Annotated in this window: 23 protein-coding genes; 11 read left to right on the plus strand and 12 right to left on the minus strand. The window is 70.0% G+C overall.

Going from position 1 to position 24,156, the window contains the following annotated elements; all coding sequences use genetic code 11:
• The first annotated feature begins 29 nt into the window (after positions 1–29).
• Positions 30–1,880 carry a DNA helicase RecQ gene (gene recQ, locus HMPREF2833_RS07810; RefSeq protein WP_070637283.1) on the plus strand — a complete coding sequence of 617 codons (1,851 nt, stop codon included), beginning with the start codon at positions 30–32 and terminating at the stop codon, positions 1,878–1,880.
• 28 nt (positions 1,881–1,908) lie between these two features.
• On the opposite strand, the gene HMPREF2833_RS07815 is transcribed toward recQ, so the two are convergent.
• From HMPREF2833_RS07815 to HMPREF2833_RS07825, 3 genes are all read right to left on the minus strand, one after another.
• Positions 1,909–2,682, minus strand: coding sequence for an alpha/beta fold hydrolase (locus HMPREF2833_RS07815; protein WP_308302109.1), 774 nt, complete (start codon positions 2,680–2,682; stop codon positions 1,909–1,911).
• A gap of 140 nt (positions 2,683–2,822) precedes the next feature.
• Positions 2,823–3,080, minus strand: coding sequence for a DUF6480 family protein (locus HMPREF2833_RS07820; RefSeq protein ID WP_039100644.1), 258 nt, complete (start codon positions 3,078–3,080; stop codon positions 2,823–2,825).
• A gap of 220 nt (positions 3,081–3,300) precedes the next feature.
• On the minus strand, positions 3,301–3,774 hold the full coding sequence (locus HMPREF2833_RS07825) for a MarR family winged helix-turn-helix transcriptional regulator (RefSeq protein WP_083310962.1): 474 nt from the start codon (positions 3,772–3,774) through the stop codon (positions 3,301–3,303).
• 203 nt (positions 3,775–3,977) lie between these two features.
• Between HMPREF2833_RS07825 and HMPREF2833_RS07830 the strand changes: the two genes are divergently transcribed.
• Both HMPREF2833_RS07830 and HMPREF2833_RS12385 read left to right on the plus strand, forming a co-directional pair.
• Entirely contained in the window at positions 3,978–5,252 is a 1,275-nt protein-coding gene (locus HMPREF2833_RS07830) for an MFS transporter (RefSeq protein ID WP_101888152.1), read from the plus strand.
• A gap of 143 nt (positions 5,253–5,395) precedes the next feature.
• The gene (locus HMPREF2833_RS12385) at positions 5,396–6,070 is read left to right on the plus strand and encodes a GIY-YIG nuclease family protein (protein ID WP_059281279.1); all 675 of its coding nucleotides are present in this window, start codon (positions 5,396–5,398) and stop codon (positions 6,068–6,070) included.
• 372 nt (positions 6,071–6,442) lie between these two features.
• Here HMPREF2833_RS12385 and HMPREF2833_RS07840 read toward each other — a convergent pair whose 3' ends face one another.
• Entirely contained in the window at positions 6,443–7,363 is a 921-nt protein-coding gene (locus HMPREF2833_RS07840) for a restriction endonuclease (RefSeq protein WP_070637285.1), read from the minus strand.
• Positions 7,364–7,502: 139 nt separating this feature from the next.
• Between HMPREF2833_RS07840 and HMPREF2833_RS07845 the strand changes: the two genes are divergently transcribed.
• From HMPREF2833_RS07845 to ykgO, 3 genes are all read left to right on the plus strand, one after another.
• Positions 7,503–8,120 (plus strand): DUF4396 domain-containing protein, encoded by a 618-nt coding sequence (locus HMPREF2833_RS07845; RefSeq protein ID WP_223110094.1) that lies wholly within the window; start codon positions 7,503–7,505, stop codon positions 8,118–8,120.
• Between the two features lie 104 nt (positions 8,121–8,224).
• On the plus strand, positions 8,225–8,863 hold the full coding sequence (locus tag HMPREF2833_RS07850; RefSeq protein WP_059281277.1) for a YdhK family protein: 639 nt from the start codon (positions 8,225–8,227) through the stop codon (positions 8,861–8,863).
• Between the two features lie 198 nt (positions 8,864–9,061).
• Complete coding sequence (gene ykgO, locus HMPREF2833_RS07855) at positions 9,062–9,184, plus strand: type B 50S ribosomal protein L36 (RefSeq protein ID WP_070637286.1); 123 nt, start codon at positions 9,062–9,064, stop codon at positions 9,182–9,184.
• Positions 9,185–9,280: 96 nt separating this feature from the next.
• Here the strand turns inward: ykgO and HMPREF2833_RS07860 are convergent, their stop codons facing one another.
• Genes HMPREF2833_RS07860 through HMPREF2833_RS07885 form a run of 6 tightly spaced genes read right to left on the minus strand, consistent with a single transcriptional unit; the run spans position 9,281 to position 17,152 of the window.
• Entirely contained in the window at positions 9,281–9,973 is a 693-nt protein-coding gene (locus HMPREF2833_RS07860; RefSeq protein WP_070637287.1) for a response regulator, read from the minus strand.
• Positions 9,951–12,557, minus strand: a complete 2,607-nt coding sequence (locus tag HMPREF2833_RS07865; protein WP_070637288.1) for an ATP-binding protein — start codon at positions 12,555–12,557, stop codon at positions 9,951–9,953. Before HMPREF2833_RS07865 ends, HMPREF2833_RS07860 begins: the two co-directional genes overlap by 23 nt.
• A 1-nt stretch (position 12,558) precedes the next feature.
• The gene (gene kdpC / locus HMPREF2833_RS07870; protein WP_047978199.1) at positions 12,559–13,176 is read right to left on the minus strand and encodes a potassium-transporting ATPase subunit KdpC; all 618 of its coding nucleotides are present in this window, start codon (positions 13,174–13,176) and stop codon (positions 12,559–12,561) included.
• Positions 13,177–13,233: 57 nt separating this feature from the next.
• Positions 13,234–15,390: a potassium-transporting ATPase subunit KdpB gene (gene kdpB, locus HMPREF2833_RS07875; protein WP_070637290.1), complete on the minus strand. Its 2,157-nt coding sequence runs from the start codon at positions 15,388–15,390 to the stop codon at positions 13,234–13,236.
• Complete coding sequence (gene kdpA / locus HMPREF2833_RS07880) at positions 15,387–17,063, minus strand: potassium-transporting ATPase subunit KdpA (RefSeq protein WP_070637292.1); 1,677 nt, start codon at positions 17,061–17,063, stop codon at positions 15,387–15,389. The genes kdpB and kdpA overlap by 4 nt, the downstream gene beginning before the upstream one ends.
• Entirely contained in the window at positions 17,063–17,152 is a 90-nt protein-coding gene (locus tag HMPREF2833_RS07885; protein WP_065118165.1) for a potassium-transporting ATPase subunit F, read from the minus strand. Before HMPREF2833_RS07885 ends, kdpA begins: the two co-directional genes overlap by 1 nt.
• Positions 17,153–17,677: 525 nt before the next feature.
• Here HMPREF2833_RS07885 and HMPREF2833_RS07890 point away from each other — a divergent pair.
• From HMPREF2833_RS07890 to HMPREF2833_RS12510, 3 genes are all read left to right on the plus strand, one after another.
• A complete protein-coding gene (locus tag HMPREF2833_RS07890) occupies positions 17,678–18,697 on the plus strand; it encodes an NADP-dependent oxidoreductase (RefSeq protein ID WP_059281272.1) in 1,020 nt (339 codons plus the stop codon).
• A gap of 160 nt (positions 18,698–18,857) precedes the next feature.
• Entirely contained in the window at positions 18,858–21,059 is a 2,202-nt protein-coding gene (locus HMPREF2833_RS07895) for a chorismate-binding protein (protein ID WP_246829098.1), read from the plus strand.
• Positions 21,060–21,187: 128 nt separating this feature from the next.
• Positions 21,188–21,349 carry a hypothetical protein gene (locus tag HMPREF2833_RS12510; RefSeq protein ID WP_168165716.1) on the plus strand — a complete coding sequence of 54 codons (162 nt, stop codon included), beginning with the start codon at positions 21,188–21,190 and terminating at the stop codon, positions 21,347–21,349.
• A gap of 93 nt (positions 21,350–21,442) precedes the next feature.
• Here the strand turns inward: HMPREF2833_RS12510 and HMPREF2833_RS07900 are convergent, their stop codons facing one another.
• Positions 21,443–21,679 carry a hypothetical protein gene (locus tag HMPREF2833_RS07900; RefSeq protein ID WP_070637294.1) on the minus strand — a complete coding sequence of 79 codons (237 nt, stop codon included), beginning with the start codon at positions 21,677–21,679 and terminating at the stop codon, positions 21,443–21,445.
• Between the two features lie 159 nt (positions 21,680–21,838).
• Between HMPREF2833_RS07900 and HMPREF2833_RS07905 the strand changes: the two genes are divergently transcribed.
• Both HMPREF2833_RS07905 and HMPREF2833_RS07910 read left to right on the plus strand, forming a co-directional pair.
• The gene (locus tag HMPREF2833_RS07905) at positions 21,839–22,840 is read left to right on the plus strand and encodes a Rossmann-fold NAD(P)-binding domain-containing protein (protein WP_070637297.1); all 1,002 of its coding nucleotides are present in this window, start codon (positions 21,839–21,841) and stop codon (positions 22,838–22,840) included.
• Complete coding sequence (locus HMPREF2833_RS07910; protein ID WP_070637609.1) at positions 22,837–23,298, plus strand: hypothetical protein; 462 nt, start codon at positions 22,837–22,839, stop codon at positions 23,296–23,298. The genes HMPREF2833_RS07905 and HMPREF2833_RS07910 overlap by 4 nt, the downstream gene beginning before the upstream one ends.
• Before the next feature lie 32 nt (positions 23,299–23,330).
• On the opposite strand, the gene HMPREF2833_RS12390 is transcribed toward HMPREF2833_RS07910, so the two are convergent.
• On the minus strand, positions 23,331–23,915 hold the full coding sequence (locus HMPREF2833_RS12390; protein ID WP_141756169.1) for a hypothetical protein: 585 nt from the start codon (positions 23,913–23,915) through the stop codon (positions 23,331–23,333).
• Between the last annotated feature and the right edge of the window lie 241 nt (positions 23,916–24,156).

Consider the following 24,156-nt stretch of genomic DNA (forward strand, 5'->3'; position numbering starts at 1 on the left):
GCAGTGGCCGCACCGCCTACCCTGGGGGCATGACCTCCACGAGCACCGAAACCGAGTCCCTTGCTGTCCTGCGGGAGGTCTTCGGCTACGACGCCTTCCGGGGTGAGCAGGCGGAGATCATCGACCAGGTGGTCGGCGGCGGGGACGCCGTGGTGCTCATGCCCACCGGCGGCGGCAAGTCCCTGTGCTATCAGATCCCCGCGATCCTGCGGGAGGGCACGGGCGTGGTGGTCTCCCCGCTGATCGCGCTCATGGCGGACCAGGTGGCCGCGCTCGAGGCCGTGGGCATCCGCGCGGCATTCCTCAACTCCACGCTGGAGCCCTACGAGGCACAGGAGGTCGAACGGCAGCTCGGTGCCGGGGAGATCGACCTGCTCTACCTGGCTCCCGAGCGGCTCATCCTGCCGCGCACCATCGACCTGTTGAAGCGCTCGCCGGTTGCCCTGTTCGCGATCGACGAGGCGCACTGCGTCTCCCAGTGGGGCCACGACTTCCGCCCCGACTACATGGGACTCTCCGTGCTCGCGGACGCCTTCCCGGACGTTCCCCGCATCGCGCTCACCGCGACCGCCACGCGGGCCACCCACCAGGAGATCACCGAGCGGCTGCGCATGGAGAATGCGCGGCACTTCGTCTCCAATTTCGACCGCCCCAACATCCAGTATCGGATCGAGCCCAAGGACGGCGCCAAGGACCAGCTGCTGCGGCTGATCCAGTCGGAGCACCCGGGGGAGGCCGGCATCGTCTACTGCCTCTCCCGCAAGAGCGTGGAGTCCACTGCGGCCTGGCTCTCGAAGCGCGGGGTCACCGCCCTGCCGTACCACGCGGGGCTCGACGCCGCGATGCGCCAGGACACCCAGGTGCGGTTCCTGCGGGAGGAGGGGATCGTCGTCGTCGCCACGATCGCGTTCGGCATGGGGATCGACAAGCCGGACGTGCGCTTTGTGGCTCACCTGGACCTGCCCAAGAGCATCGAGGGGTATTACCAGGAGACCGGTCGCGCGGGCCGCGACGGCATGCCCTCCACAGCATGGATGGCGTACGGCCTGGGGGACGTGGTGAACCTGCGGCGAATGATCGACCAGGGCGAGGGCAGCGACCTGCACAAGCGCAACGCCCGCTCGCACCTGGACGCCATGCTCGCGCTGTGCGAGACCACGGACTGTCGCCGCGTGCAGCTGCTGCGGTACTTCGGGCAGGACTCGGAGGCCTGCGGGAACTGCGACACGTGCCTGAACCCGCCCAAGGTCTGGGATGCCACCGTGCCCGCCCAGAAGCTGCTGTCCACGCTCATCCGGCTGCAGCGTGAACGCGGTGAGCAGTTCGGCTCCGGCAAAGTGTTCGACATCCTGCTCGGTCGCTCGAACGACCGCACGGAGTCCTCCCGTCACCAGGAGCTCAGCGTGTGGGGGATCGGCCAGGAGCTGTCCGAGCGGGAGTGGCGGTCCGTGCTGCGGCAGCTGCTGGCGCGCCGGATCGTTGAGGCCGTGGGCGACTTCGGCGTGCTGGTCCCCGGACCGGAGGCCGGGCCCGTGCTGCGCGGGGAGATTGCCCTGGAACTCGCGGTGGACCGGGCCCCCGCCGCGCGTGGCGGCGGCCGGGCTCGCGGTGGCGGTGGCGGCGGGCGCTCACGCGCCGCGGACACGCTGGACGAGGCCGCCAAGGAGACCTTCGAGGCCCTGCGCGAGTGGCGGACCTCCGTGGCCAAGGAGAAGCAGATCCCGCCCTACATGGTGTTCTCGGACGCCACGCTGGTGGGGATCGTGGAGGCCGCCCCGGAGTCAACCGCTCAGCTCAGCGGCATCAGCGGGGTGGGCGCCAAGAAGCTCGCGGAGTACGGGGACGCCGTGCTGGAGGTGCTGGGCTCCTCGGTCTCCTGAGACCGAGGACCGAGGCGGCTGGCCGGTCTCAGCTGGCCGTGACGGAGGAGATCCGGTCCGCGATGGCGTCCGCCACCCGGCCGGCCTCGCGCTCGGGAAGCCAGTGCCCGGCGTCGAGCTCGATGAACTCGTACGGCGCGTGCACGTACACCTCGGTCTCCTCCGCGGCCGTGCGGCCCAGGGCGGGATCCCGGTTGCCCCACACGAACGTGGTGGGCACCGTGATGATGCCGTTGCCGGCATGTGTGACCGTCACGCCGTCCTTGCGGAACATCGCGCGGTACCAGTTGATGGGTCCGCGCAGGTCCTCGGCGGTGGAGAACCGCTGTCCGTAGCGGGACGCGGCGTCCTCGCTGATCCCCTGCTTGCGGGCGATCGTGCCGATTCTTCCCGCGAGCAGCCGCTCCGGTGCGCCGGGGATCTGGAACATGCCGATGTACCAGGACTTCTTGAGCTGGTCCGCGGTCTTCAGGGCGTGACCCAGGGCGGTGGGGTGCGGCGTCGAGAGCACGGTCAGGGACGTCACCCGCTCCGGGGCGCGCAGGGCAATGTCCCACGCGAGCACCCCGCCCCAGTCGTGGCCGACCAGGTGGAACCGCTCGGCGCCGGCTTCGTCCGCGAGAGCCAGCGCGTCCCCGGAGAGCTCCTCGCGGCGGTACGCGGCCAGCTCGGTGGGCCGGGCGCCCGGTGAGTATCCACGCTGGTCCATGGCGAGGGTGCGCAGCCCCTGGGCGTTCAGCCGCTCGGCGACGTGCTCCCAGCAACGGGCGTCCTGCGGGAAGCCGTGCAGCAGCAGGACCACGGGACCGTCCTACGGGCCCTGGTCGAGAACGTCGAACGTGAGTCCCTGTCGTGTGAAGCTGGTGATCCGAGTCATGCTCCCACCCTATGGCGCACGGAGGGGCTCGTCAGCCGTGGCCGCGGGCCTGGGGCGGGGCGGGTCTAGAAGAACCCGATGACGCGCCCGATGACGGCCAGGACGATGAACAGCGCCACCACCACGGCCAGGCCGATCAGGACAATCTTGCCCACGGCGCCCTCGCCGGGGCGCTCGCGGTCCACCTCGTTGTTGGTGGGTCCCACGCCAAGTCCCTCGGCGGGCGGGGTGTCCCCCTCCACGCTGTACCCGGAGTGCTCATTGGCTGCTGCGGCCGCCTTGCTGCGGTCCCGCTCGGATTCCTCCGGATTGATGTCTGCCACCGTGGCCCACTTCCTGGGTGCTCGTGCGGAGTTGGTGGAGCCACTGTAGCAAGCAGGCTGAGTATTTGGGGCTCAGTCCTTCGTCATCACCTCTGCCTGCGGCGGGGTGCCGGGGTCGTATGGCGGGAAAGCGTGGGGCTGGACCGCGCCGGGAGGGGGTTCGCGGGGCTCCTGCGGATCCGGCGGCACCGCGCGCGGACGGCCCGGGCGGCGTCGTGCGCTAGGACTCGGTGGGGTAGTCGCGCGGCCAGCTGTGGCCGAGGCTCGCCTCCACACTCTCGTTGAAGCGGCGGGGGAGGTGGGCCAGGGTGGCGACGTCCTCCGCGGACCAGTCCCGCGTGAAGCGCTCGAAGGACTCCCGGCGGGCGTGGAACTCCTCCTCGAGGCGCCGCAGGCCCTCCTCGGTGGGGCGGTGCTTGCGGGCCACGCCACCCTCGGGGTCCTTGATGCGCTCGATCAGCCCGCTCTTCATGGCGGCGGCCACCTGGCGGTGGACGGTGGAGATGTCCAGGCCGAAGGACTGCGCGAGCTCGGCCACGCTCATGGGGCCGCCGGCCTGCAGGCGGGCGAGGAGCACGGTGGAGCTGCGGTCCAGCGCCTCGGTGCGTGACTGCGGGGGCGCGCCCTGGAGGGCGTATCGGGAGAGCAGCATGTGCTCGTAGACCAGCTCGCTCACGGAATCCTCGCTCTGCACGGGTCCATCCTTTCATTTCTCGTTCGTCCGCGGTCCGCGCGCGGGGTGCGGGGGCCGCGGGGGTGGGGAACGGCGTCGTCGTGACGGGGGCGGACGCGGAGGTGGGGGCACGTGCGTACGGAACGGAGACTCCGGGATTGCATTATACAAATCTCTGAGTAGTATTTTGCACTATACAAATCCGAGACCCCCAGGAGGCGCCCGTGTCCGTCGACACCCAGGAGCACGTACCCACCGGCCAGCTGCCCGTGGTGGTGGAGCACAGCAGGTCCGGCCCGGCGCACTCCGCGGGGCCCGAGCGGCTGGTCACGCCCACGTTCGTGGTGGCGTGGGTGGTCAACTTCCTGCAGTACCTGACCTTCTACATGCTGGTCACCACCATGGCGCTGTACGCGGTGAAGAGCTTTGCGGCCTCGGACGCGGTGGGCGGCTTCGCGTCCAGCGCGTTCGTGGTGGGTGCCACCCTGGCGCGGCTCGTGTCCGGCTACCTGGTGGACGCGCTCGGGCGGCGGCGGATGCTGCTGATCGCCCTGGTGGTCGTGGCCGTGGCGTGCGCGCTGTACATCCCGGCGGGATCGCTGCCCGTGCTGATCGCGGTGCGCATGGTCCACGGCTTCGGCTACGCGTTCGCGAGCACCGCCGTGATGACGATCGCGCAGTCCGTGATCCCCGACTCCCGCCGCGGCGAGGGCACCGGGTACTTCGCGCTGGGCACCACGCTGGCGACGGCGATCGGTCCCGCCCTGGGGCTGTTCCTGGTGGGCAACCTGGACTACACGTGGCTGTTCTGGACCACCCTGGCCACCGCGGTGCTCGGCCTGGTGCTGGGCATCTTCCTGCGCGAGCCGCTGGCACACCAGGAGGCGAAGGCGGAACGCTCGAAGTTCTCCCTGAGCGACATCGCGCACCCGTCCGTGCTGCCCATCGGCTCCTTCATGCTGGTGGTGGGCGTCTGCTACGCGGGCGTGATCACCTACCTCAACGCCTACGCCGAGGAGCGCGGTGTCACCACGGGTGCCGCCCTGTTCTTCGTGGCGTACGCCGTGGCCATGCTGATCATGCGCCTGGTGCTGGGCAAGGTGCAGGACCAGCGCGGGGACAACGTGGTGGTGTACCTGGGCCTCATCTGCTTCGCTGTGGCGCTGGGCATCCTTGCTGTGGCCACCCAGGACTGGCAGGTGGTCGTGGCCGGCGCCATGACCGGTCTGGGCTACGGCACGCTCATGCCGGCCGCGCAGGCTATCGCCGTGAGCGCGGTGCCCGCCCACAAGCTGGGCACCGGCATCTCCACCCTGCTGCTGCTCATGGACGTGGGCGTGGGCATTGGCCCCGTGGTCCTGGGCCTGCTGCTCTCCGCCACCGGGTTCGGCACCATGTACACGGTGCTGGCGGTACTGGTGGTCGTGGCGGCTGTTCTGTACCACGCTGTCCACGGGCGGCACCCGCACGCCAAGCGGGGGCGGCTGGCGGTGGACTGACGGTTGCTCCTTTGGGGGCTCGTGGCGTGTGCCGCGGGCCCCTTTTCGTTGCGCGGTTGTTCGGGGGACGACGACGCCGCGGGGCCGGGTGGGTGCGTACCGGCGCCTCTGTGCCAGTCGGTGCCCCCTCCTAGAGTCGATCCATGGATTCCTCGTCATTGCATTTCAAAGAGTGGGATGTCCCCTCCGGGCTGAGGGCGTCGGCCCTGTTTGATGTGGGGTTCACTTCTGGAATCTATGTCCTCGTGTTTGCCAATGGCGAGGAGTACGTGGGCAAGACGGTGAATTTCCCTCGCCGCTTGATGGATCATCGTCGACGGTGGTCGGACATCGTGTCCGTGAGGTTCGCGCCGGTTATTGCAGAGGATCTCGACCGGATGGAACGCGCCGTCGTGTCCGCGCGAGAAGCTGACGGGGTCCTCCTACGCAACCTCTTGCTCCTCTCACAGTCGCTCGGGAGTTCACGTCTGGACTTGCTGATCGACAAGCAGGCCCAGGCGGAGTGGCTGACAGCGGATGAGGACTACACGGGACTGCACGTCGACCCGCAAAGAATTGCCCTTGCGCGCCGCAGGTTGCGTTCGCGGAACAAGCTGGACCAGCTCATGCGTCACCCTCAGGGCGAGGCCGTGGTTTCTACCGTGGCGGCTTATATCAGCGCGGTCATCCCTTCGCCGGATGTGGGGGGAGGGAACGTCCTGGACCTTGACGGCCATGCCTCACACCTCGAAGGGCCCACGGAATCGACGGTTGGCCACCCTCAGCATCCACAGCGTGGAAGTGCTGTTCCTGGGGGAGTGGAGGGGCGATGCCGGTGAGTGGGTGCTCTACACGGTCCTCAACATAGGGCCCCACGGGGATCTGCCGGCTGAGATCACCGCACTCGTCACCACCCACGGTCGTTACCGCTCAGCGGGCACGGTGAGGTCGGTTGAACTGGAGGGTTTCCATGCCGTCCCCGAGTTGCTGCGGATCCCCGGTGTCCTGCGTGCTGCACGATCGCTGGCGCTGGGCCAACTGCGGAAAGGGCGGGGTGCATTTTCACGGTTCCACAACGATGCTTTCGCCGATGCAGTGTTCGCATCTATGAGCGAGGGCGAAGGGTCCTAACCACTGAACCTGTCGCGGGAACCAATGGGACGAAAGGACGGGCGCGGACTGTATCTCGGCAGCTGAGATGTGCGGGGTGGCTATTCAAAGAAATCCTCGTCCACAGCCAAAACCTCGTACGTTTGTTTCACTTGAACGCCCACCCGGTACTTGATCATGAGCGCGACCAACCGGGCGCCGTCGATGAGGATAGGGCGGGGTTGCACCAACGATGCATACTCCTTAGCCAAGGCGGTGAAGGTGCTAGTGGTGATGAAAATACCTCGCGGTGCTCCCTTGACATGCAGAGCCCCTACGAAGGCCTGCAGCGCTTCACGGCCCACCGAGTTGGTTTCCGCATAGCGCTTCGCCTGTATATAGATTTGGTTCAACCCCAATGGGTCCTGATCGATAACACGATCGACGCCGCCATCGCCCGTGCCTCCGATACGCCGCCCGCGCTCTTCAATGCCTCCGTAGCCCATCTTGAGAAGAACCTGAACAACAGCCTCTTCGAAGAAGTCAGGGTGTGAGCCCCGGAGGCGCTGAAGTAGCTCCTCGCCGGTTTTGGTAGTCAGTTGCTCGAAGCCCTGGTCAATTTTCTCCAGGGGGTCAATTTCAGCGACATCAGTCACCAGGGCGGGAGTGGCCGTTGAATGTGCCTCTTTCTTCCAATACGACTTGAAATAGGTGTTCGCTGAACTGTACGTCATGCCATCCGGATGCTCTGAATGAAACTGACGACCCGCGGCATTGAGGCGATAGTGCCCACGGGATGGCTTGTCCACGAGGTTGGCTCGGGCCAGATGGGTGAGGACCCAACTCATGCGGTGTTCGTAGTTGAGCTCGCCGCTGTTGAGTCGCTCTTGGAGAGCTTTCTCGCTGAGGTGAGCGAGGCGGGCAGCTCGTTCGAAGATCTCCTTGCGGTGGAGGGTCTCTCCAGGCTCCAGAACGTTCATGACGAGGCCCATGAGTTCGGGCCACGTGGGAACTTCACTGGGTCGGGCATTGGGTGAGGTCATGCAGCACCGCTCTCGTGTCTCTCTAGTGGCCGTCTCATGGCTCGAAACCTCAGTGTAGAGATTGCTGCTCAAACACTGGGTGTCAAGAGTGAGGTAAAGCACCGTGTTGTATACCCCCCTTGGGTATATAGTCGATGGCATGAACACGGCCGCTACCACCCACCCGACCAACCACCCAGACCCCCACACGGGTCACGACATGCACGACCACACCACCTCCGACCACTCCGGCCACGACATGTCCAACATGGCCGCCAGCGCCACCCTCCACTGCCTCACCGGCTGCTCCATCGGTGAGATCCTCGGCCTGATCCTGGCCACCGTGTTCGGGTGGGGCAATGTCACGAGCACCGCCGTGGCCATCGCCCTGGCCTTTGTGTTCGGCTACGCCTTGTCCTCCCTGCCCCTGCTGCGCTCCGGCATCAGCGTGGGCCAGGCGCTGCGCCTCGTGCTCGCCGCGGACACCGTCTCCATCCTCACCATGGAGGTCGTGGACAACCTCGTGATGTGGCTGGTCCCCGGCGCCATGGACGCCGGCCTGCTGGATGCCCTGTTCTGGGGCTCCATGGCCCTGTCCCTCGTGATCGCGTTCTTCGCCGCTTACCCGGTGAACAAGGCCCTGCTGCGCCGCGGCAAGGGCCACGCCATCACCCACCACGCCTCCGGCGGCGGCCCCATGGACAACCGCCCGCTGGCGTACGGCATCAGCGCCTTCATGCTCGGTGGCTTCGTCGCCTCCCTCGGCACTCTGCTGTAGGGAACTCCCGCAGCGGGGCCCCGCTGCCACCGCGCATTCCGACCAGAAACCCGCCCGTACCGGGGTCCAGAAACCCGGGAGGGCCCACAGAAAGGATCCGTCCCATGCGTCGACTTCCCCTCACCCTCGCCGGCCTCGCCATCCTGGTGACCGCCACCGCCTGCTCCGCCGGTTCCGATTCCGCGGACCACTCCGCCCACGAGGGCCACGAGACCAGCGCGAGCTCCAGCGCGACGAGCCAGGCGGCGTCGTCACCCGCGAGCGGCACGCCCAGTGCGAGCCAGGGCGGGCACGCTCACGGCCAGGAGCACATGCACGCCATGGACGGCGGCCCCGCCCCGGAGGGTATCGCCGCCGCGGAGAAGCCCACCTACCCCGTGGGCACGCAGGTTACGCTGACCACCGATCACATGGAGGGCATGAAGGACGCCCCGGCCACCGTGGTGGGCGCCTACAAAACCGTGACCTACGCCGTGAACTACACCCCCACGGACGGCGGGCCTGAGGTCACCAACCACAAGTGGGTGGTCCAGGAGGAGCTCAAGGGCGTCGGTTCGGAGCGCCTCGCGGACGGCACCGAGGTCACCATCGAGGCGGACCACATGCCCGGCATGAAGGGTGCCACGGGCACCATCGCCTCCTCCACCACCCAGACCGTCTACATGGTCGACTACGAGGCCGACGGCATGACCATGAAGAACCACAAGTGGGTCGTGGAGGACGAGCTCGCCCCGCGCCGCTGACGCCCCGGCGGACCACAGCGGACGACGACGCCGCCAGGCCCCCTCTCCCCGCCCCGCGCCCGAGCGCCCCCTGCCCCAGCGCCCCACCCGGGTGCGGGGCGCTTGGGAGCCCGCGTGCGGCGTCGTCGTCGTCCCGAGCGGGGGCGCGAATGGTAATCTGAGAACTGTTCGCAAAAAACCCGACGCAAGGAGACCCCCGTGAAGGTCCGCAACTCCCTCCGCTCCCTCAAGAAGATCCCCGGCTCGCAGGTGGTGCGCCGCCGCGGGAAGACGTACGTGATCAACAAGAAGAACCCCCGCATGAAGGCGCACCAGGGCTGAACCGGTCCGTTCCAGCACACCGCGGAGACGCTAGGAGAGCGTGGGCCCCATCGCGGCGCCACGTCGAACCGCGCGGGCGCACGCCGCGCGACCGACTCACACCTCCACGCCCACCAGTCGGTACCCCATTCCCTGCTCTGTGAGGATGTGCCGGGGGTTGGCCGGGTCCGCCTCCAGCTTCTTGCGCAGCTGCGAGATGTAGAGCCGCAGGTACCCGCTGTCCTGCACGTGCTCGGTGCCCCACACGTGGGTGAGCAGCGTCTGCCGGGTCACCAGCTTGCCCGCGTTGCGCAGCAGCACCTCCATGACCTGCCACTCCGTGGGCGTGAGCCGGATCTGCTTGACCCCGCCCGCTACCGCCCGGGTTACGCTGTGGGTGGCCAAATCCACCGTCACGTCCCCGAGCCGCACGACCGCCACGGTCTTCTCCTGCGGGATCCGCCGGGTCAGCGCCCGGATGCGGGCCAGCAGCTCGTCGATCGCGAACGGCTTGGTGATGTAGTCGTCCGCCCCGGTGTCCAGCGCCTGCACCTTGTCCGCCGCGCCCGTGCGCCCGGAGACCACCAGGATGGGCGCCTGGGACCAGCCCCGGATTCCCTGGATCACCTCGATGCCGTCCAGCTGCGGCATGCCCAGGTCCAGCAGGAACATGTCCGGCTGCTCGTCCACCGCCGCGCTCACGGCCTCCGCACCGTTCGCGGCCGTGATCACCCGGTAGCCCTTGGCTCCCAGGATGATCCGCAGCGCCCGCAAGATCTGCGGGTCGTCATCCGCGATGAGGATCTTCACCGTGCGCCCCTTCCCGTTCGTCGGTCCCGGCGGACGACGCCGCTGTCCCCGCCCCGCGCGCGACCGGCGCCTCGGGCGCGGAGTCCGCGGGCGGCGTCGTCGTCCCGAGCGTCTCCAGCGGCAGGGAGACCACCATGGTCAGCCCGCCGCCCGGGGTGTCCTCCGGGGTGAGCGTGCCCTGCATGGCCTCCACGAAACCGCGGGACAGCGCGAGCCCGAGCCCCAGGCCCGTGGTGTTGTCCGTGTCCCCGAGGCGCTGGAAGGGCACGAACATCTCGTCGTGGCGCTCGGGGGCGATCCCCGGGCCGTGGTCGATCACGCGGATCTCCAGGCGGTCCGCGAACGTGCTGGTGGTGACCGAGACCGGAACGCCCTCGGGGGTGTGCCGCTCGGCGTTGGCCAGCAGATTCACGAGCGCGCGCTGCAGCAGCACCGGGTCCGCGAGCACCGTGGCGCCGTGGTGGGCCAGGTCCAGGCGCACCTCGGAGGGCCCCAGCTGCAGCTCGTCCAGCGCGGAGGCCACCGAGTCCGCCGGGTCTGTGGACGTGGTGCCCAGGGACAGCACGCCCGCCTGCACGCGGCTCACGTCCAGCAGGTCGTTGACCAGGGTGGCCAGCGCGGTGAGGCTCTCGTCCGCGGTGTCCATGAGCTCCTGCCGGTCCTCCGGCGTGAGCGAGTCCCCGGCCGCGCGCAGCCCGCCCACCGCCGCCGTGGCGGACGCCAGCGGACGGCGCAAGTCGTGGCTCAGCGCGGACAGCAGCGCCCCGCGCACCCGGTCCGACGCCGCGATCGGCCCGATCTCCTCGGCCGCCGCCTGCAGCCGCTGCCGCTCCAGGGCCGCACTCATCTGCACGGCGACGACGCTCAGCAGCCGCCGCTCGGACGAGGCCAGGTGCCCGCCGTGCAGCTCCAGGGACCCGCCGCCATCCAGGGGCATGACCGTGGGCTCGTCCCCGGGCCCCACGTCCCCCGCGCTCGCGACCACCGTGTCTCCCGCCATGATGCGCACCCCCGGAACGCGGAACACCTCGTGCGCGCGGTCCACGAGGGCCTGCACGGCGTCCTCGCCGCGCAGCACGCTGCCCGCGATGCTCTGGATCAGTTCGGACTCCGCGGCGGCCCGGCGGGCGGTGCGGGTGTAGCGGGCCGCACGGTCCACCACGAAGCTCACGAGCGCCGCGATCACCGTGTAGAGGATCAGTGCGAGCAGGTGCAGGGGATCGGCGATGGTGATGGTGTGGACGGGGTCGATGAAGAAGTAGTCCAGGGTGAGCCCGGAGAGCACCGCCGCGAACAGTGCGGGCCAGATCCCGCCCACGAGCGCCACGACCACCACGAGCAGCTGGTACGCGAGCACGTCGCTCGTGATGGCGTCCGGGGAGCGCGCCCCGGCCAGCGCCACGGTGAGCACCGGACCGCCCAGCAGCGCCACCAGGAAGCCGAGCACGCGGCGTCGTGCGGAGAGCGCACCGCCCAGCGGCGGGAGCGTGAACTGCCCGCCCGCCTGCGCGTGGGCGACCATGTGCACGTCGATCTCCCCGGACTCCTTGGTGACCGTGGCCCCGATGCCCGGACCCGTGAAGGCCGCCGCGAGCCGGCTGCGGCGGCTGGTGCCCAGCACCAGCTGCGTGGCGTTGACCGAGCGGGCGAACTCCACGAGCGCCGCAGGGACGTCGTCCCCCACCACCTGGTGGTAGGTCCCGCCGAGCTTCTCCACAAGCGCCCGCTGCTGCGCGAGCGCCGCGGGGTTGTCGGCGCGCACGCCGTCCTGCGCGATCACGTGCACGGCCAGCAGGTCACCGCCCGCCGAGCGGGCCGCCACCCGGGCGCCGCGGCGCAGCAGGGTCTCGCCCTCGGGCCCGCCCGTCAGGGCGACGACGACGCGCTCGCGGGCCTCCCACGTGCCGTCGATGTCGTGCTCGCGGCGGTAGTGCATGAGCGCCTGGTCCACCTCGTCCGCGAGCCACAGCAGCGCGAGCTCGCGCAGCGCGGTGAGGTTGCCCAGGCGGAAGTAGTGGGACAGCGCCGCGTCCACGCGCTCGGCGGGGTACACGAGCCCCTCCGCGAGCCGGTCCCGCAGCACCTGGGGCGCCAGGTCCACCACTTCGATCTGGTGGGCGCCGCGCAGGAACCGGTCCGGCACGGTCTCCCGCTGGGGCGCGCCGGTGATCCGCTCCACCACGTCGTTGAGGGACTCGATGTGCTGGATGTTCACGGTGGAGATCACGTCGATCCCCGCGGCGAGCAGCTGCTGGACGTCCTCCCAGCGCTTCTCGTGCTCCGAGCCGGGGGCGTTGGTGTGGGCGAGCTCGTCCACCAGGGCGATGTCCGGGGCGCGCTCCAGCACGGCGGCCACGTCCATCTCCTCCAGCTCCACGTCCCGGTAGCGGGTGCGCAGCCGGGGGACCTGCGGCAGACCCTCGGTCATGGCGGCGGTGGCCGCGCGGCCGTGGGTCTCCACGACGCCGATCACCACGTCCCTGCCCTCGGCCAGCAGCCGCCTGCCCTCCGCGAGCATCGTGCACGTCTTGCCCACGCCGGGGGCGGCGCCGAGCAGCACCCTCAGCCGCCCCGGTGCGGTCATGTCAGCGCCTCGTCTCGTCCAGTGCCAGGTTGAGCTCGGCCACGTTCACCACGCGGTCACCCACGTAGCCCAGATCGGGGTTCTTGGTGTGCTGGCCCACGAGCTCCCGCACCTGTTCTACCGGAAGACCCCGCTCCCGGGCCACGCGCTCGATCTGGATGTCCGCGTAGCGCGCGCTGATGTGGGGGTCCAGACCGGAGGAGGAGGCGGTCAGGGCGTCCGCGGGGACCTCGGACTCGGGCACCCCGTTGAGCTCCGCGATCGCCTGCTTGCGCTGGGTGATGGCCTCCACCAGGTTTTCGTTCTCGGGGCCCCAGTTGGTGCCGGAGGACGACGACGCGTCGTACCCCGCGTCCCCGGCGGCCGAGGGGCGGGGCTGGAAGTACTGCGGCAGGGGCTTGCCGTCCGCGTCCGTGAAGGACTGCCCGATCAGCGAGGACCCCCGGACCTCACCGTTGCCGTCCGTCATCATGGACCCGTGGCTCTGCTCGGGGAACGCGAGGTACCCGAGCCCCGTGACCACCGCGGTGTAGCCCACGCCCAGCAGCAGGGTGAGCACGATCAGGGTGCGGACGGCCACCGACATGGTGCGCCCGGAGGAGTGTGCGGCAATGCTCATGACGATCGCTTCTTTCTCGACGACTCGAAATCTCTGTGGTGCGGGGTGGGGGCCGGCTCAGAAGCCCGGGATCAGCCGGACCACCAGGTCGATCAGCCAGATCCCCAGGAAGGGCGTGATGATCCCGCCCAGCCCGTAGACCGCGAGGTTGCGCCCCAGGGTCTTGGACGCGTTCATGGGCCGGTACTTCACACCCCGCAGGGCCAGCGGGACCAGGAACACGATCACGATCGCGTTGAAGATCACGGCGGAGAGCACCGCGGAGGCCGGTGAGTGCAGGCCCATCACGTTGAGCACCGCGAGCCCCGGGAACACCCCGATGAAGATGGCGGGGATGATCGCGAAATACTTGGCGATGTCGTTGGCGATCGAGAACGTGGTGAGCGCCCCGCGGGTGATGAGCAGCTGCTTGCCGATGGCCACGATGTCGATGAGCTTGGTGGGGTCCGAGTCCAGGTCCACCATGTTCCCGGCCTCCTTGGCCGCGGAGGTGCCGGTGTTCATGGCCACGCCAACGTCCGCCTGGGCCAGCGCGGGGGCGTCGTTGGTGCCGTCCCCGGTCATGGCCACGAGGTTCCCGCCCTCCTGCTCCGTGCGGATGTACGCGAGCTTCTGCTCCGGGGTGGCCTCCGCGAGGTAGTCGTCCACGCCGGCCTCCTCCGCGATCGCCGCGGCGGTCAGGGGGTTGTCACCCGTGACCATCACGGTGCGGATGCCCATGGCGCGCAGCTGCGCGAAGCGCTCGGTGAGCCCCTCCTTGACCACGTCCTTGAGGTGCACCACGCCGAGCACGCGCGCCGCGCCGTCGGCCCGCTTGTGCGCGACCACCAGCGGGGTGCCGCCCGAGCGGGAGATCTCGGTGACGCGCTCCTGGAGCTCACCGCGGGCGGCGTCGCCCGGCTGCGCGCCGTCCTCCGAAAGCCACGCGACGATCGCCGACCCCGCGCCCTTGCGAATCTGCGATCCGTCCGGCAGGTCCAGCCCGGACATCCGCGTCTGCGCGGTGAAGGGCACGACGTCGCCCGCGGCCTCCTGATCCAGGCTCGCCCCGCGCTCGCGGGCCAGGTCCACGATCGAGGAGCCCTCGGGCGTGGGGTCCGCCAGGGACGATAGCGCCGCGGCGTGCACGAGCTCCTCCTCGGCCACCCCGGTGAGCGGGACGAACGCGGTGGCGCGGCGGTTGCCGTACGTGATGGTGCCGGTCTTGTCGAGCAGCAGGGTGGTCACGTCCCCGGCGGCCTCCACGGCGCGCCCGGACATGGCCAGCACGTTGCGCTGCACCAGCCGGTCCATGCCCGCGATGCCGATCGCGGAGAGCAGCGCGCCGATGGTCGTGGGGATCAGGCACACGAGCAGCGCGATCAGCACGGTCACGCTCGCGGGGCTCGCGGGGTAGGAGGCAATCGGGTTCAGGCTCAGCGTGACCACCACGAACACGATGGACAGGGACGCCAGCAGGATGTTCAGGGCGATCTCGTTGGGGGTGCGCTGGCGGGCGGCGCCCTCCACCAGGGAGATCATCCGGTCCACGAACGTCTCACCGGGCTTGGAGGTGATCCGCACGACGATCCGGTCCGAGAGCACGCGCGTGCCACCGGTCACCGCGGAGCGGTCCCCTCCGGACTCGCGCACCACGGGGGCGGACTCGCCGGTGATCGCGGACTCGTCCACGCTCGCGATGCCCCACACGATGTCCCCGTCCCCGGGGATCAGCTCGCCCGCGGAGACCACCACCACGTCACCCAGGGTGAGGTCCGCCGAGGACGCCTCCTCGGTGACCGCGTGCTGGGCACCCGGGTCCGCGGCGTCGTCGTAGTCCCGCACGCGGTGCGCGGTGGTGCTGGTGCGCGTCTGGCGCAGGGACTCCGCCTGGGCCTTGCCGCGGCCCTCCGCGATGGACTCCGCGAGGTTCGCGAAGACCACGGTGAGCCACAGCCACACGGCGATCGCCCACGTGAACGCGCCGGGCACCGCGGTGCCGCCGGAGTCCTGCGCGCCGCCGGCGAACAGCTCCGCCACGGCGAACACCGTGGTGACCACGGCACCCACCCACACGATGAACATCACGGGGTTGTGCCACTGGGTGCGGGGGTCGAGCTTGCGCACGGCACCGGGCAGAGCCTCGCGCAGCTGCTGCCAGGTGAGCGTTGTGCGGGGTGCGGGCGGGCGGGCCGCGGGGGCCTCGGGGCGTGCTTCGGTGAGGGTGGTGCTCATGACTGCATCAGACCTTCTGCCAGGGGACCCAGCGTGAGAACGGGGAAGAACACGAGGGCGGTCACCAGGACCGCGGTGCCCGCGGTGAGCCCCACGAACAGGGGCCGGTGCGTGGGCAGGGTGCCCGCGGTCGCGGGAACCTTCTCCTGCGCCGCGAGGGAGCCGGCCAGGGCCAGCACCAGGGCGATCGGGATGAACCGGCCAAAGAGCATGGCCACGCCGATCGCGGCGGTGAGCCACGGGGTGTCCGCGGTGAGGCCCGCGAACGCCGAGCCGTTGTTGTTGGCGCCGGACGCGAACGCGTAGAGCACCTCGGAGAGCCCGTGCGGGCCGGTGTTGGTCAGGGACTCGTTCTCGATGCTGTTCCGCAGCGCGGGGATCCCGAAGCTCAGACCCACCCCGGCGAGCACCAGCACGGGCATCACCAGGATGTAGAGGCTCGCGAGCTTCATCTCGCGCGGGCCGATCTTCTTGCCCAGGTACTCGGGGGTGCGCCCCACCAGCAGCCCGGCCACGAACACGGCGATCACCGCGATCACGAGCATCCCGTAGAGCCCGGAGCCCACACCGCCGGGGGCCACCTCGCCCAGGAGCATGTTGAGCATGGGGACCATCCCGCCCAGGGCGGTGTAGGAGTCGTGCATGGAGTTCACCGCACCCGTGGAGGTCAGCGTGGTGGTGGCCGCGAAGATCACGGACTGGGGAATGCCGAAGCGGGCCTCCTTGCCCTCCATGGGGCCACCCGCGAGCTCGGGTGCGGTGCCCTGCCCGGCGGACTCGAACACCGCGAGCGCGAACAGCGAGGCCAGGTACAGCACGCCCATGACCGCGAGGATCGCGTACCCCTGGCGGTTGTCCCCCACCAGGCGCCCGAACGTGCGGGGCAGGGCGAACGGGATCACCAGGATCAGGAAGCACTCGAAGAGGCTGGTCCACCCGGTGGGGTTCTCGAACGGGTGGGAGGCGTTGGCGTTGTAGAAGCCGCCGCCGTTGGTGCCCAGCTCCTTGATGACCTCCTGGGAGGCCACCGGCCCGCCCGGGATGGACTGGGTGCCGCCGGCCACGGTGGTGACGTCCGTGAAGCCGTCGAAGTTCTGCACCACACCGCCCGCGATCAGCGCCAGTGCGCCCAGCACCGACAGCGGCAGCAGCACGCGCACCGTGGTGCGGGTGAGGTCCACCCAGAAGTTGCCGATGGTGCCGCTGCGCCGGTACGCGAAGCCGCGCACCAGGGCCACCGCCACCGCGATGCCCGTGGCGGCGGAGACGAAGTTCTGCACCGCCAGGCCCGCGAACTGCACGGTGTACGCGAGGTTCTCACCCGAGTACGCCTGCCAGTTGGTGTTGGTCACGAAGGAGATGGCCGTGTTGAACGCGACCCCCGGCTCCGGGTTGTCCGCGCCCGTGGAGAACGGCAGCCACTTCTGGGTGCGCTGCAGCAGGTACAGCAGCAGCACGCCCGCCAGGGAGAAGTACAGCACCGCGCGCAGGTACGCCTGCCAGGACTGCTCCTGGTCCGCGGCCACGCCGGTCAGCCTGTAGAGGACCCGCTCCGGGGCCCAGTGCGTGCGGGTTTGGAAGACCCACGCCATGTAGTCGCCCAGGGGCCGGTAGGCCAGCGCGAGAGCCAGCACCAGCGTGCCCGCCGAGGCGAGGAAGGGAACCCACTCCATCAGAAGCTCTCCGGGTTCACCAGGGCGAAGACCAGGTACGCGATCGCCGCGACGCCCAGCACGAACGCGATGCCGCTGAGCACGATCACAGCTTGTCCACCGCCTTGCCCACCATCACCACGACCATGAACAGGGCGACCACGCCCAGGACGTACACGACATCAAGCACTGCTGGCTCCGATCGGAGATCACCGGCCGCAGGACCACGGCCGCCGCACCCTCCCTGGGTGCAGAACCTCAGTAGACGCCCGCCCCCACCGCCGGGGGAGGCCCCCTCACGGAACCCATACGCGCACCCTGCGGATCCTCACGGTTTCCTCACACCCGGGCGCTCGGGGCGCTGCTGCGCGAGGGGGAGCCGGATGCCGTGGGACGCGCTGGAAGGGCAGCGCGTGCGGGAGCCGGTCGGGTGGTGTCGTTGCCGGAGGTGGGGCGGACACGGGTGACGACGACGCCCGCTCGCCTCCCACCGTCCGTCTCCTGAGCGTGGCGCACCGCACATCCTGGGCCGGTTAGGAGACACAAGTTACCGATCGGTTATTCCCGCATTCCGCGCCGTCCGCTCCACGCGAATTGTTGCTGCGGAAAGCGATCGAGCGTGCCACGATACAGACATGGCTAACAACGATTCCACCAGCACTCAGATCCAGCTCGTCTCCCGGCCCGAGGGGTGGCCGGAGCACGAGAACTTCCGCACCGTCACCGTTGACCTGCCCGAGCTCGAGGACGGCCAGGTGCGCGTGCGCAACGAGTTCATGTCCGTGGACCCGTACATGCGCGGTCGCATGCGGGACGAGAAGAGCTACATCCCGCCGTTCGCCCTGAACGAGACCATGACCGGCGGGGCCATCGGCCGCGTGGTCGAGTCCCGCGCCGAGGAGCTCCCGGAGGGCACCCCCGTGCTGCACCAGTACGGCTGGCGCGACCTCGCCCAGGGCTCCGCGGACGAGTTCACCAAGGTCGAGGAACTTCCGAACGCGGAGCTGTCCGTGTACCTGGGCGTCCTGGGCATGACTGGGATGACCGCCTACACCGGGCTCACCCGCATTGCCGGGCTGAAGGAGGGGGACCGCGTGTTCGTCTCCGGTGCCGCGGGGGCGGTGGGCTCCACCGCAGGGCAGATCGCCAAGCTGCTGGGCGCCTCCTACGTGATCGGCTCGGCCGGCTCGGACGAGAAGGCACAGATGCTCACCGAGAAGTACGGCTTCGACAAGGTGCTCAACTACAAGGACGCCCCCATCCGTGAGCAGCTCGCGCAGGCCGTGGGCGAGGACGGCGTGGACGTCTACTACGACAACGTGGGCGGCGACCACCTGGAGGCCGCACTGGACGTGCTCAACCGTCACGGACGCGTGGCCGTGTGCGGCGCGATCAGCCAGTACAACTCCACCGAGCGTCCCTGCGGCCCGGACAACATGGGGAACATCATCAAGAACTCCCTCATGCTGGAGGGCTTCACCATGGGCGACCACACGGACATCGCCCAGGAGTACCGCCAGCGGATGGGCGAGTGGTTCACCTCCGGCAAGGTCACCCACGACGAGACCGTGGTGGAGGGCCTGGACCACGCCGTGGACGCGTTCCTGGACATGATGAAGGGCGCGAACAAGGGCAAGATGGTCGTCAAGATCTGAGCACCGCGCGGCGCGGGCGGCCATGCGGATCTCCGGGCCCGCAGTCGTGCCCCGGGACGGCGACGCCGTCCCCGCCCCGTCCAACGAGCCGCCCCGCGCACGCCTGCGGGGCGGTTCGTTCGTATCATGGGCTCGGCCAGCCCTGCCCCGAGAGGAACCCGTGCCCCGCACCGCCCTGCCGCACCGTGTGAGTCCCGTGCAGATGCTGCGTGCGCTGCGCGATGAACCCGGGCTCGCGGCGCTGTTCGGGGACTGGCTTCACGGGGATGCGGTCATCGGTATCCGGCCCACACGTGTATTGGGTGCGGATGAGGACCCGTTCGCCGCGCTGGGCGCCGCGGACGATGACGCCGCCCTCACCGCCGAAGACCCCGCCCGGTTCGACGGCGGGTGGATCGGCTACCTGGGCTACCAGCTCTCGCGCCGGTTGGAGACCCTCCCGCCCGCGCCTCCGCGCTCCGGTGCCCTGCCGGAGCACCATCTGGCTCACTACGACCACGTCCTGGTGCACGACGCCGCCGCGGACCGCTGGTACTGCGAGTCCCTCCCCGGCACGGATCCGGGCCGGGTGCGGCGGACCGTCGCGCTCGTGGAGCGGGCGCTCGCGGGCGGCCCCGCGGCGTCGCCCGCCGGAGAGGCTCCCGCCTCGCGGCCGTACCGCTGCGAGCCGTTCGAGGCCGCTGTGACCGGCACGGCCCACGCCGAGGCCGTGCGGCGGGCGCTGACCCACATCCGGGATGGCGACATCTTCCAGGCGAACATCTGCCGCGAGCTCACGGCGGCATTCGACGGCGACCCGCTGGACCTGTTCTGCGCTGGGTACAAGCGGCTGCGGCCGCGTTTCGCCGCGTTCCTGCGCGTGCCGGGCGGCGCGGTGGCCAGCCTCTCGCCCGAGCTCTACCTGCGCCGCACCGGCCGCGCCGTGCTGACCTCCCCGATCAAGGGCACGGCGCCCGCGGACTCGGACCCCCGCGAGCTGCACGCCTCCGCCAAGAACCGCGCGGAGAACGTGATGATCGTGGACCTCATGCGCAACGACCTCTCCCGCGCGTGCGTCTCCGGCTCCGTCCTGAGCCCCGCCGTGCCGCGCGTGGAGCCGCACACGGGCGTCCACCACCTGGTCGCGGACGTCCACGGCACGCTGCGCCCCGGGCTGGACGACGCCGCCCTGCTGCGTTCCACGTTCCCACCCGGCTCGTGCACGGGGGCGCCCAAGATCCGCGCCACCGAGATCATCAACGAGCTCGAGACCACCGCGCGGGGCGTCTACACCGGGGGCATCGGGTGTGTGAGCCCGGTGGCGGGTCTGGCGGTGAACGTGGCCATCCGGACCTTCGAGTTCTCCGGTGGGGCCGTGCGGCTGGGCGTGGGTGGCGGGATCGTCGCGGACTCGGACCCGGGCGGGGAGGCGTTCGAGACCCTCGTGAAGGCCGCCCCGCTGCTGGATGCGGTGGGTGCCCGGTTCGGGGAGGAGCTGACCCGCGAGTGGCGGGAGCACGCGGAGTCCTCGGAGGTGGCGACCCCGGCGTGCGTGGGCGGTGCCTCCCAGTGCGGCGAATTCACCGGGCGAGCGGGCGCGGGAAACCCGGGCGGGGCGGCGTCGTCGGGCCGGGCACCCGTCCTGCGGGACGCGCCTGTTCTCCGCGCGAGCCCCGATCCTGCTCCGGGCGTGTTCACCACGATGCTCGTCCGTGACGGGCGGCCGGAGCAGCTGGCGGAGCACCTGGCCCGGCTCCAGAGCAGCGTTCGTGCATGCTTCTCCTGTGACCTGCCTGGCGGGCTCGAGGAGCGGATCATCCGGTGCGCCGCCGCCCTGGAGGGCCGGCACCGGATGCGGGTCACGGCGGTTCCGGAGGCCGGGAGTCTGCGCATCGAGATGACCCGAGCCCCGCTCGATCCGCCCGACGTGGCCCCTCCCGTGGAGCCGTGGGTGCTGCGCCCGGTGGTGGTGCCCGGCGGGTGGGGGTGCCACAAGTGGGCGGACCGCGGCGCCCTGGACGCGGCACCCGGCCCGTGGTCCCCGGTGTGCGACCCGCTGCTGGTGGACGAGGACGGCACGGTGCTGGAGACCGGGCGGGCCAATGTGTTCGTGGTGCGCGGCGGCGTGGTCACCACCCCGCCCGCTGACGGCAGGATCCTGCCCGGGGTGATGCGCGCCCGGGTGATCGCGGCGCTGCGGTCCGCCGGGTACGAGGTCCGCGAACGGGCCATCGCACTCGCGGACCTCGCTGAGGTGTCGGAGGTGTTCGTGACCAATGCCCTGCGCGGCGCCCGTCCGGTGGGGGAGGCCCGGGGCGTGGGGCGGTGGGCTCCAGGGCCCGTGACGGCGTGGGTGCAGCACGCGCTCGCGGCTGCCGGGTGACGAGTGGGTGCCATCGTTGAACCCCGTTGACACGCCCCGGTGAGCTGAGGATGCTCGGGGGCACGGCGCCGTCGTCCGAGCTGCAGGGTTCGGGGCGGTGCACCACGCAACCGTGAAGGAGTGCAGCCATGGGCAAGGACCCGCAGGACGAGAACACCGAGTCGGTCAGCCAGGTGGACACCGACGAGCAGCGCCAAAAGGCCGCCGAGCAGGCGGACACCCAGGAGCAGCAGGAGTTCTTCGAGGAGCAGGCCGGCACGGAGGAGCAGTCCCAGGGCTACGGGCACTGAGCGCCGCACCGGGCAGCCGCTGACAGACGAACCGCCCCGCACCAGGAAGGTGCGGGGCGGTTTTCCTGCGCCGAGTGGCTGCGGGGCCGGTGGCTACTTCTTCTTGTTCTCGAGGGTCTGCTCGTACTGGGACAGGGCCAGACCCACGCTCATGAAAGTGGGGGCCCAGTGGCCCACGAAGATGCCCCAGCGGTCCGACTGCGCCTTGGAGTCGTCGCTCTTGAAGCGCGAGAGGCCCCAGGACACGAAGGCGAGGCCGATGGAGCCCATGCCCGCGGCGTAGGCGTACTCGGAGCGGATGCCGGCGTCGTGCAGAGTCTTCATGATCATGGTGCGATCTCCATTCAGGCCCGGAGGGCCGATGAGGTGATGCGGGGCTTGGGAGTTCCCAGCGTAGTCCGATTCGGCGGCGATGGTAAGTGGGGTGACGAAAGTTTGTTCGACGCTCCACGGTGTGGTCCATGCGGAGCTGCGTGGCAGGGTGGAGGCATGACTGAGACCGAATCACGGCGTGTTCTGCTGGCCGGCTGCGGGGACGTGGGAACCGCGCTGGGGCTGCGACTGAGCGAGCGGGGGTGGGCGGCCACCGGTGTGCGGCGGCATGCGGACCGGCTGCCCGCGCCGCTGGCAGGGGCGTCCCTGGATCTCACGGATCCCGGCGAGGCACGCCTTCCGGACGTGGACGCCGTGGTGGTCACCCTCACGGCGGACGGCCACGACGTCGCCGGGTACGAGCACACCTACCTGGGCGGCCTGCGGGGGTTGCGGCGCGCACTCGGGGAGCAGGAGCCGCTCGTGGTCCTGGTGTCCTCCACGGGTGTGCTGGGCGGCGACGGCGAACGCGTCACCGAGGACACCCCGCCCGACCCGCAGCGACCCACCGCCCACGTGCTGCTCGCGGCGGAGGATCTGGCGGCGGAGCTGTTCCCGGACCTCGTGATCGTGCGGCCCGCGGGCATCTACGGACCGGGGCGCACGTCCATGATCGAGCGGGTGCGCCGCGGGGCGCCCCTGGCACACCGGCGGGTGACCAACAGGATCCACCGGGACGACCTCGTGACGGTCCTGGTCACCCTGCTGGAACGGGGCACCGTGGCGGGCGAGCGGGAGGATTCCACGCAGACAGGGATGCCCGGCGGAGTCGGCGACGCGGCGGGTCAGCGAACGGGAGCCTCGCGGAGCGGGACGGTCGCGGGGGGAGGCGGTGCGGCGGCGGCGTCGGCACCGGCCCGGCTCCCGCGGCTGCTGCACGCCGTGGACCACGACGCCGCACGGCTGGGTGACGTGGCCGCGCACCTCGCGCACCGGCTGGGTGTGCCCGTGCCGCCGGACGACTCCGGGCCGGGGGAGGGGCCGCTCGGCAAGATCGTGGACGGTGAGCTGGTGCACGCCCTGGTGCCCCGCGAGGAGTGGCGGTACCCCACGTTCCGGGAGGGGTACGACGCGCTGCTGGCGGACGGGTCCGCGGACTCGTGGGTGGGGCGCGGATGAGCGAGGACGTCCACTGGTTCCTGCCCATCAACCCCGCCGCCCATGCGGAGCACATGCCCGCGGACTGGCGCACCCGTGAAGACGCCACGGAGGTGTGGGAGGCGATCGGGCGCTCGCAGCCCATCGACCGCTGGTGCCTGCGCACGGGCTTCCGCACCATGAAGGCGGGGGACGTGATCTGGGCGTACCTGTCCAAGCGGCAGGAGCTGTGCGCGGTGGGCACGGTGCGGCGCACGGCGTTCGAGGTGGGCGGTGTGGAGGCTGAGGCTGCTGAGCTTCGTGCCGGGGATGACGGCGGCTGGTACGTCTACGTGGACTGGGACGAGAGGCGCACGGCGGAGCTGTGCCGTCACCCCATCCCGCGGTCGGTGTTCGGGCAGGTGCCGATGTCGGTGGGGCGGGTGGGGGAGAGATCGGCGGCGCTCATCGGGGAAAGGGCCGGGTTCGCCCGTCCGTGACCCGGGATTGGCCAATGGGTTGTTCCGAGACGTCAGGTCCCGCATCCCCCGCGATACATCTGGTGGGATGCCGAATCATTGCCAGTGTCTTTGTTCTGGTCCGGCAACGAGCTGGTCATTGTCAAGCTTGTCACTTGGTCAGTGATTGACGCGCCGATGTCCATGTGGAAGTCCAGGTTCCACGTGGTGTTGGCGGGCATGGGGGATCTGAGAATGAACACGACGGTGCCCCAGCGCCCCCCTGTGATGCTGGAGTCGTTTCCTGGTGTCCAGGTGATGTTGCTGTTCGCTGCCAGCGCGCCGTCCCATGTAGGTGATGACCGCGACCCTCCGCCGTACTTCAATTCGAACCGGGTGCCAGCGGGGAGGGTGGCTCCGTAGACCGTGGTGATCGAAAAAGGGATCCGGTTGACGAGGAGCGAATCCTTGCCACACGGCTCAGCCCGCACAATGACATCCCGGACGGAGGCCGCCGCCGCCGGAGCAGGTGCGGCAAAAAGAACGGTGGGGGCGGCCCATGCCGCGCCTTTGGCAAGGGTGCGCCGAGAGATGGGTGACCCGGCGCCGTCATGCGCGCCAAATGCTTCCCGGGGGGTGCTGCGGGGGGAGGACTGCATACTTCAGTCTAAAACATGCACCTCGGGAGTGATCGCGACCACCACTGTTGCGCCCCGTGACACCTCCCTGGACCTCCCACGATGGGGGGAGTTGAATGACAGGCACTCCCCACATGGTTACCTCTTCAATATTTGACGCTCACCGCGCCGGGGGAGGGCGCGAGAAACAGGGACACACTCATGATCCTCACCGGACTCGTCCTCGGCGCCCTGCTGGGCGTGGTGATGCAGCGCGGCCGCT

It is taken from the genome of Kocuria sp. HMSC066H03 (genome assembly GCF_001812045.1).
GTDB classification, from domain to species: Bacteria; Actinomycetota; Actinomycetes; order Actinomycetales; family Micrococcaceae; genus Kocuria; species Kocuria rhizophila.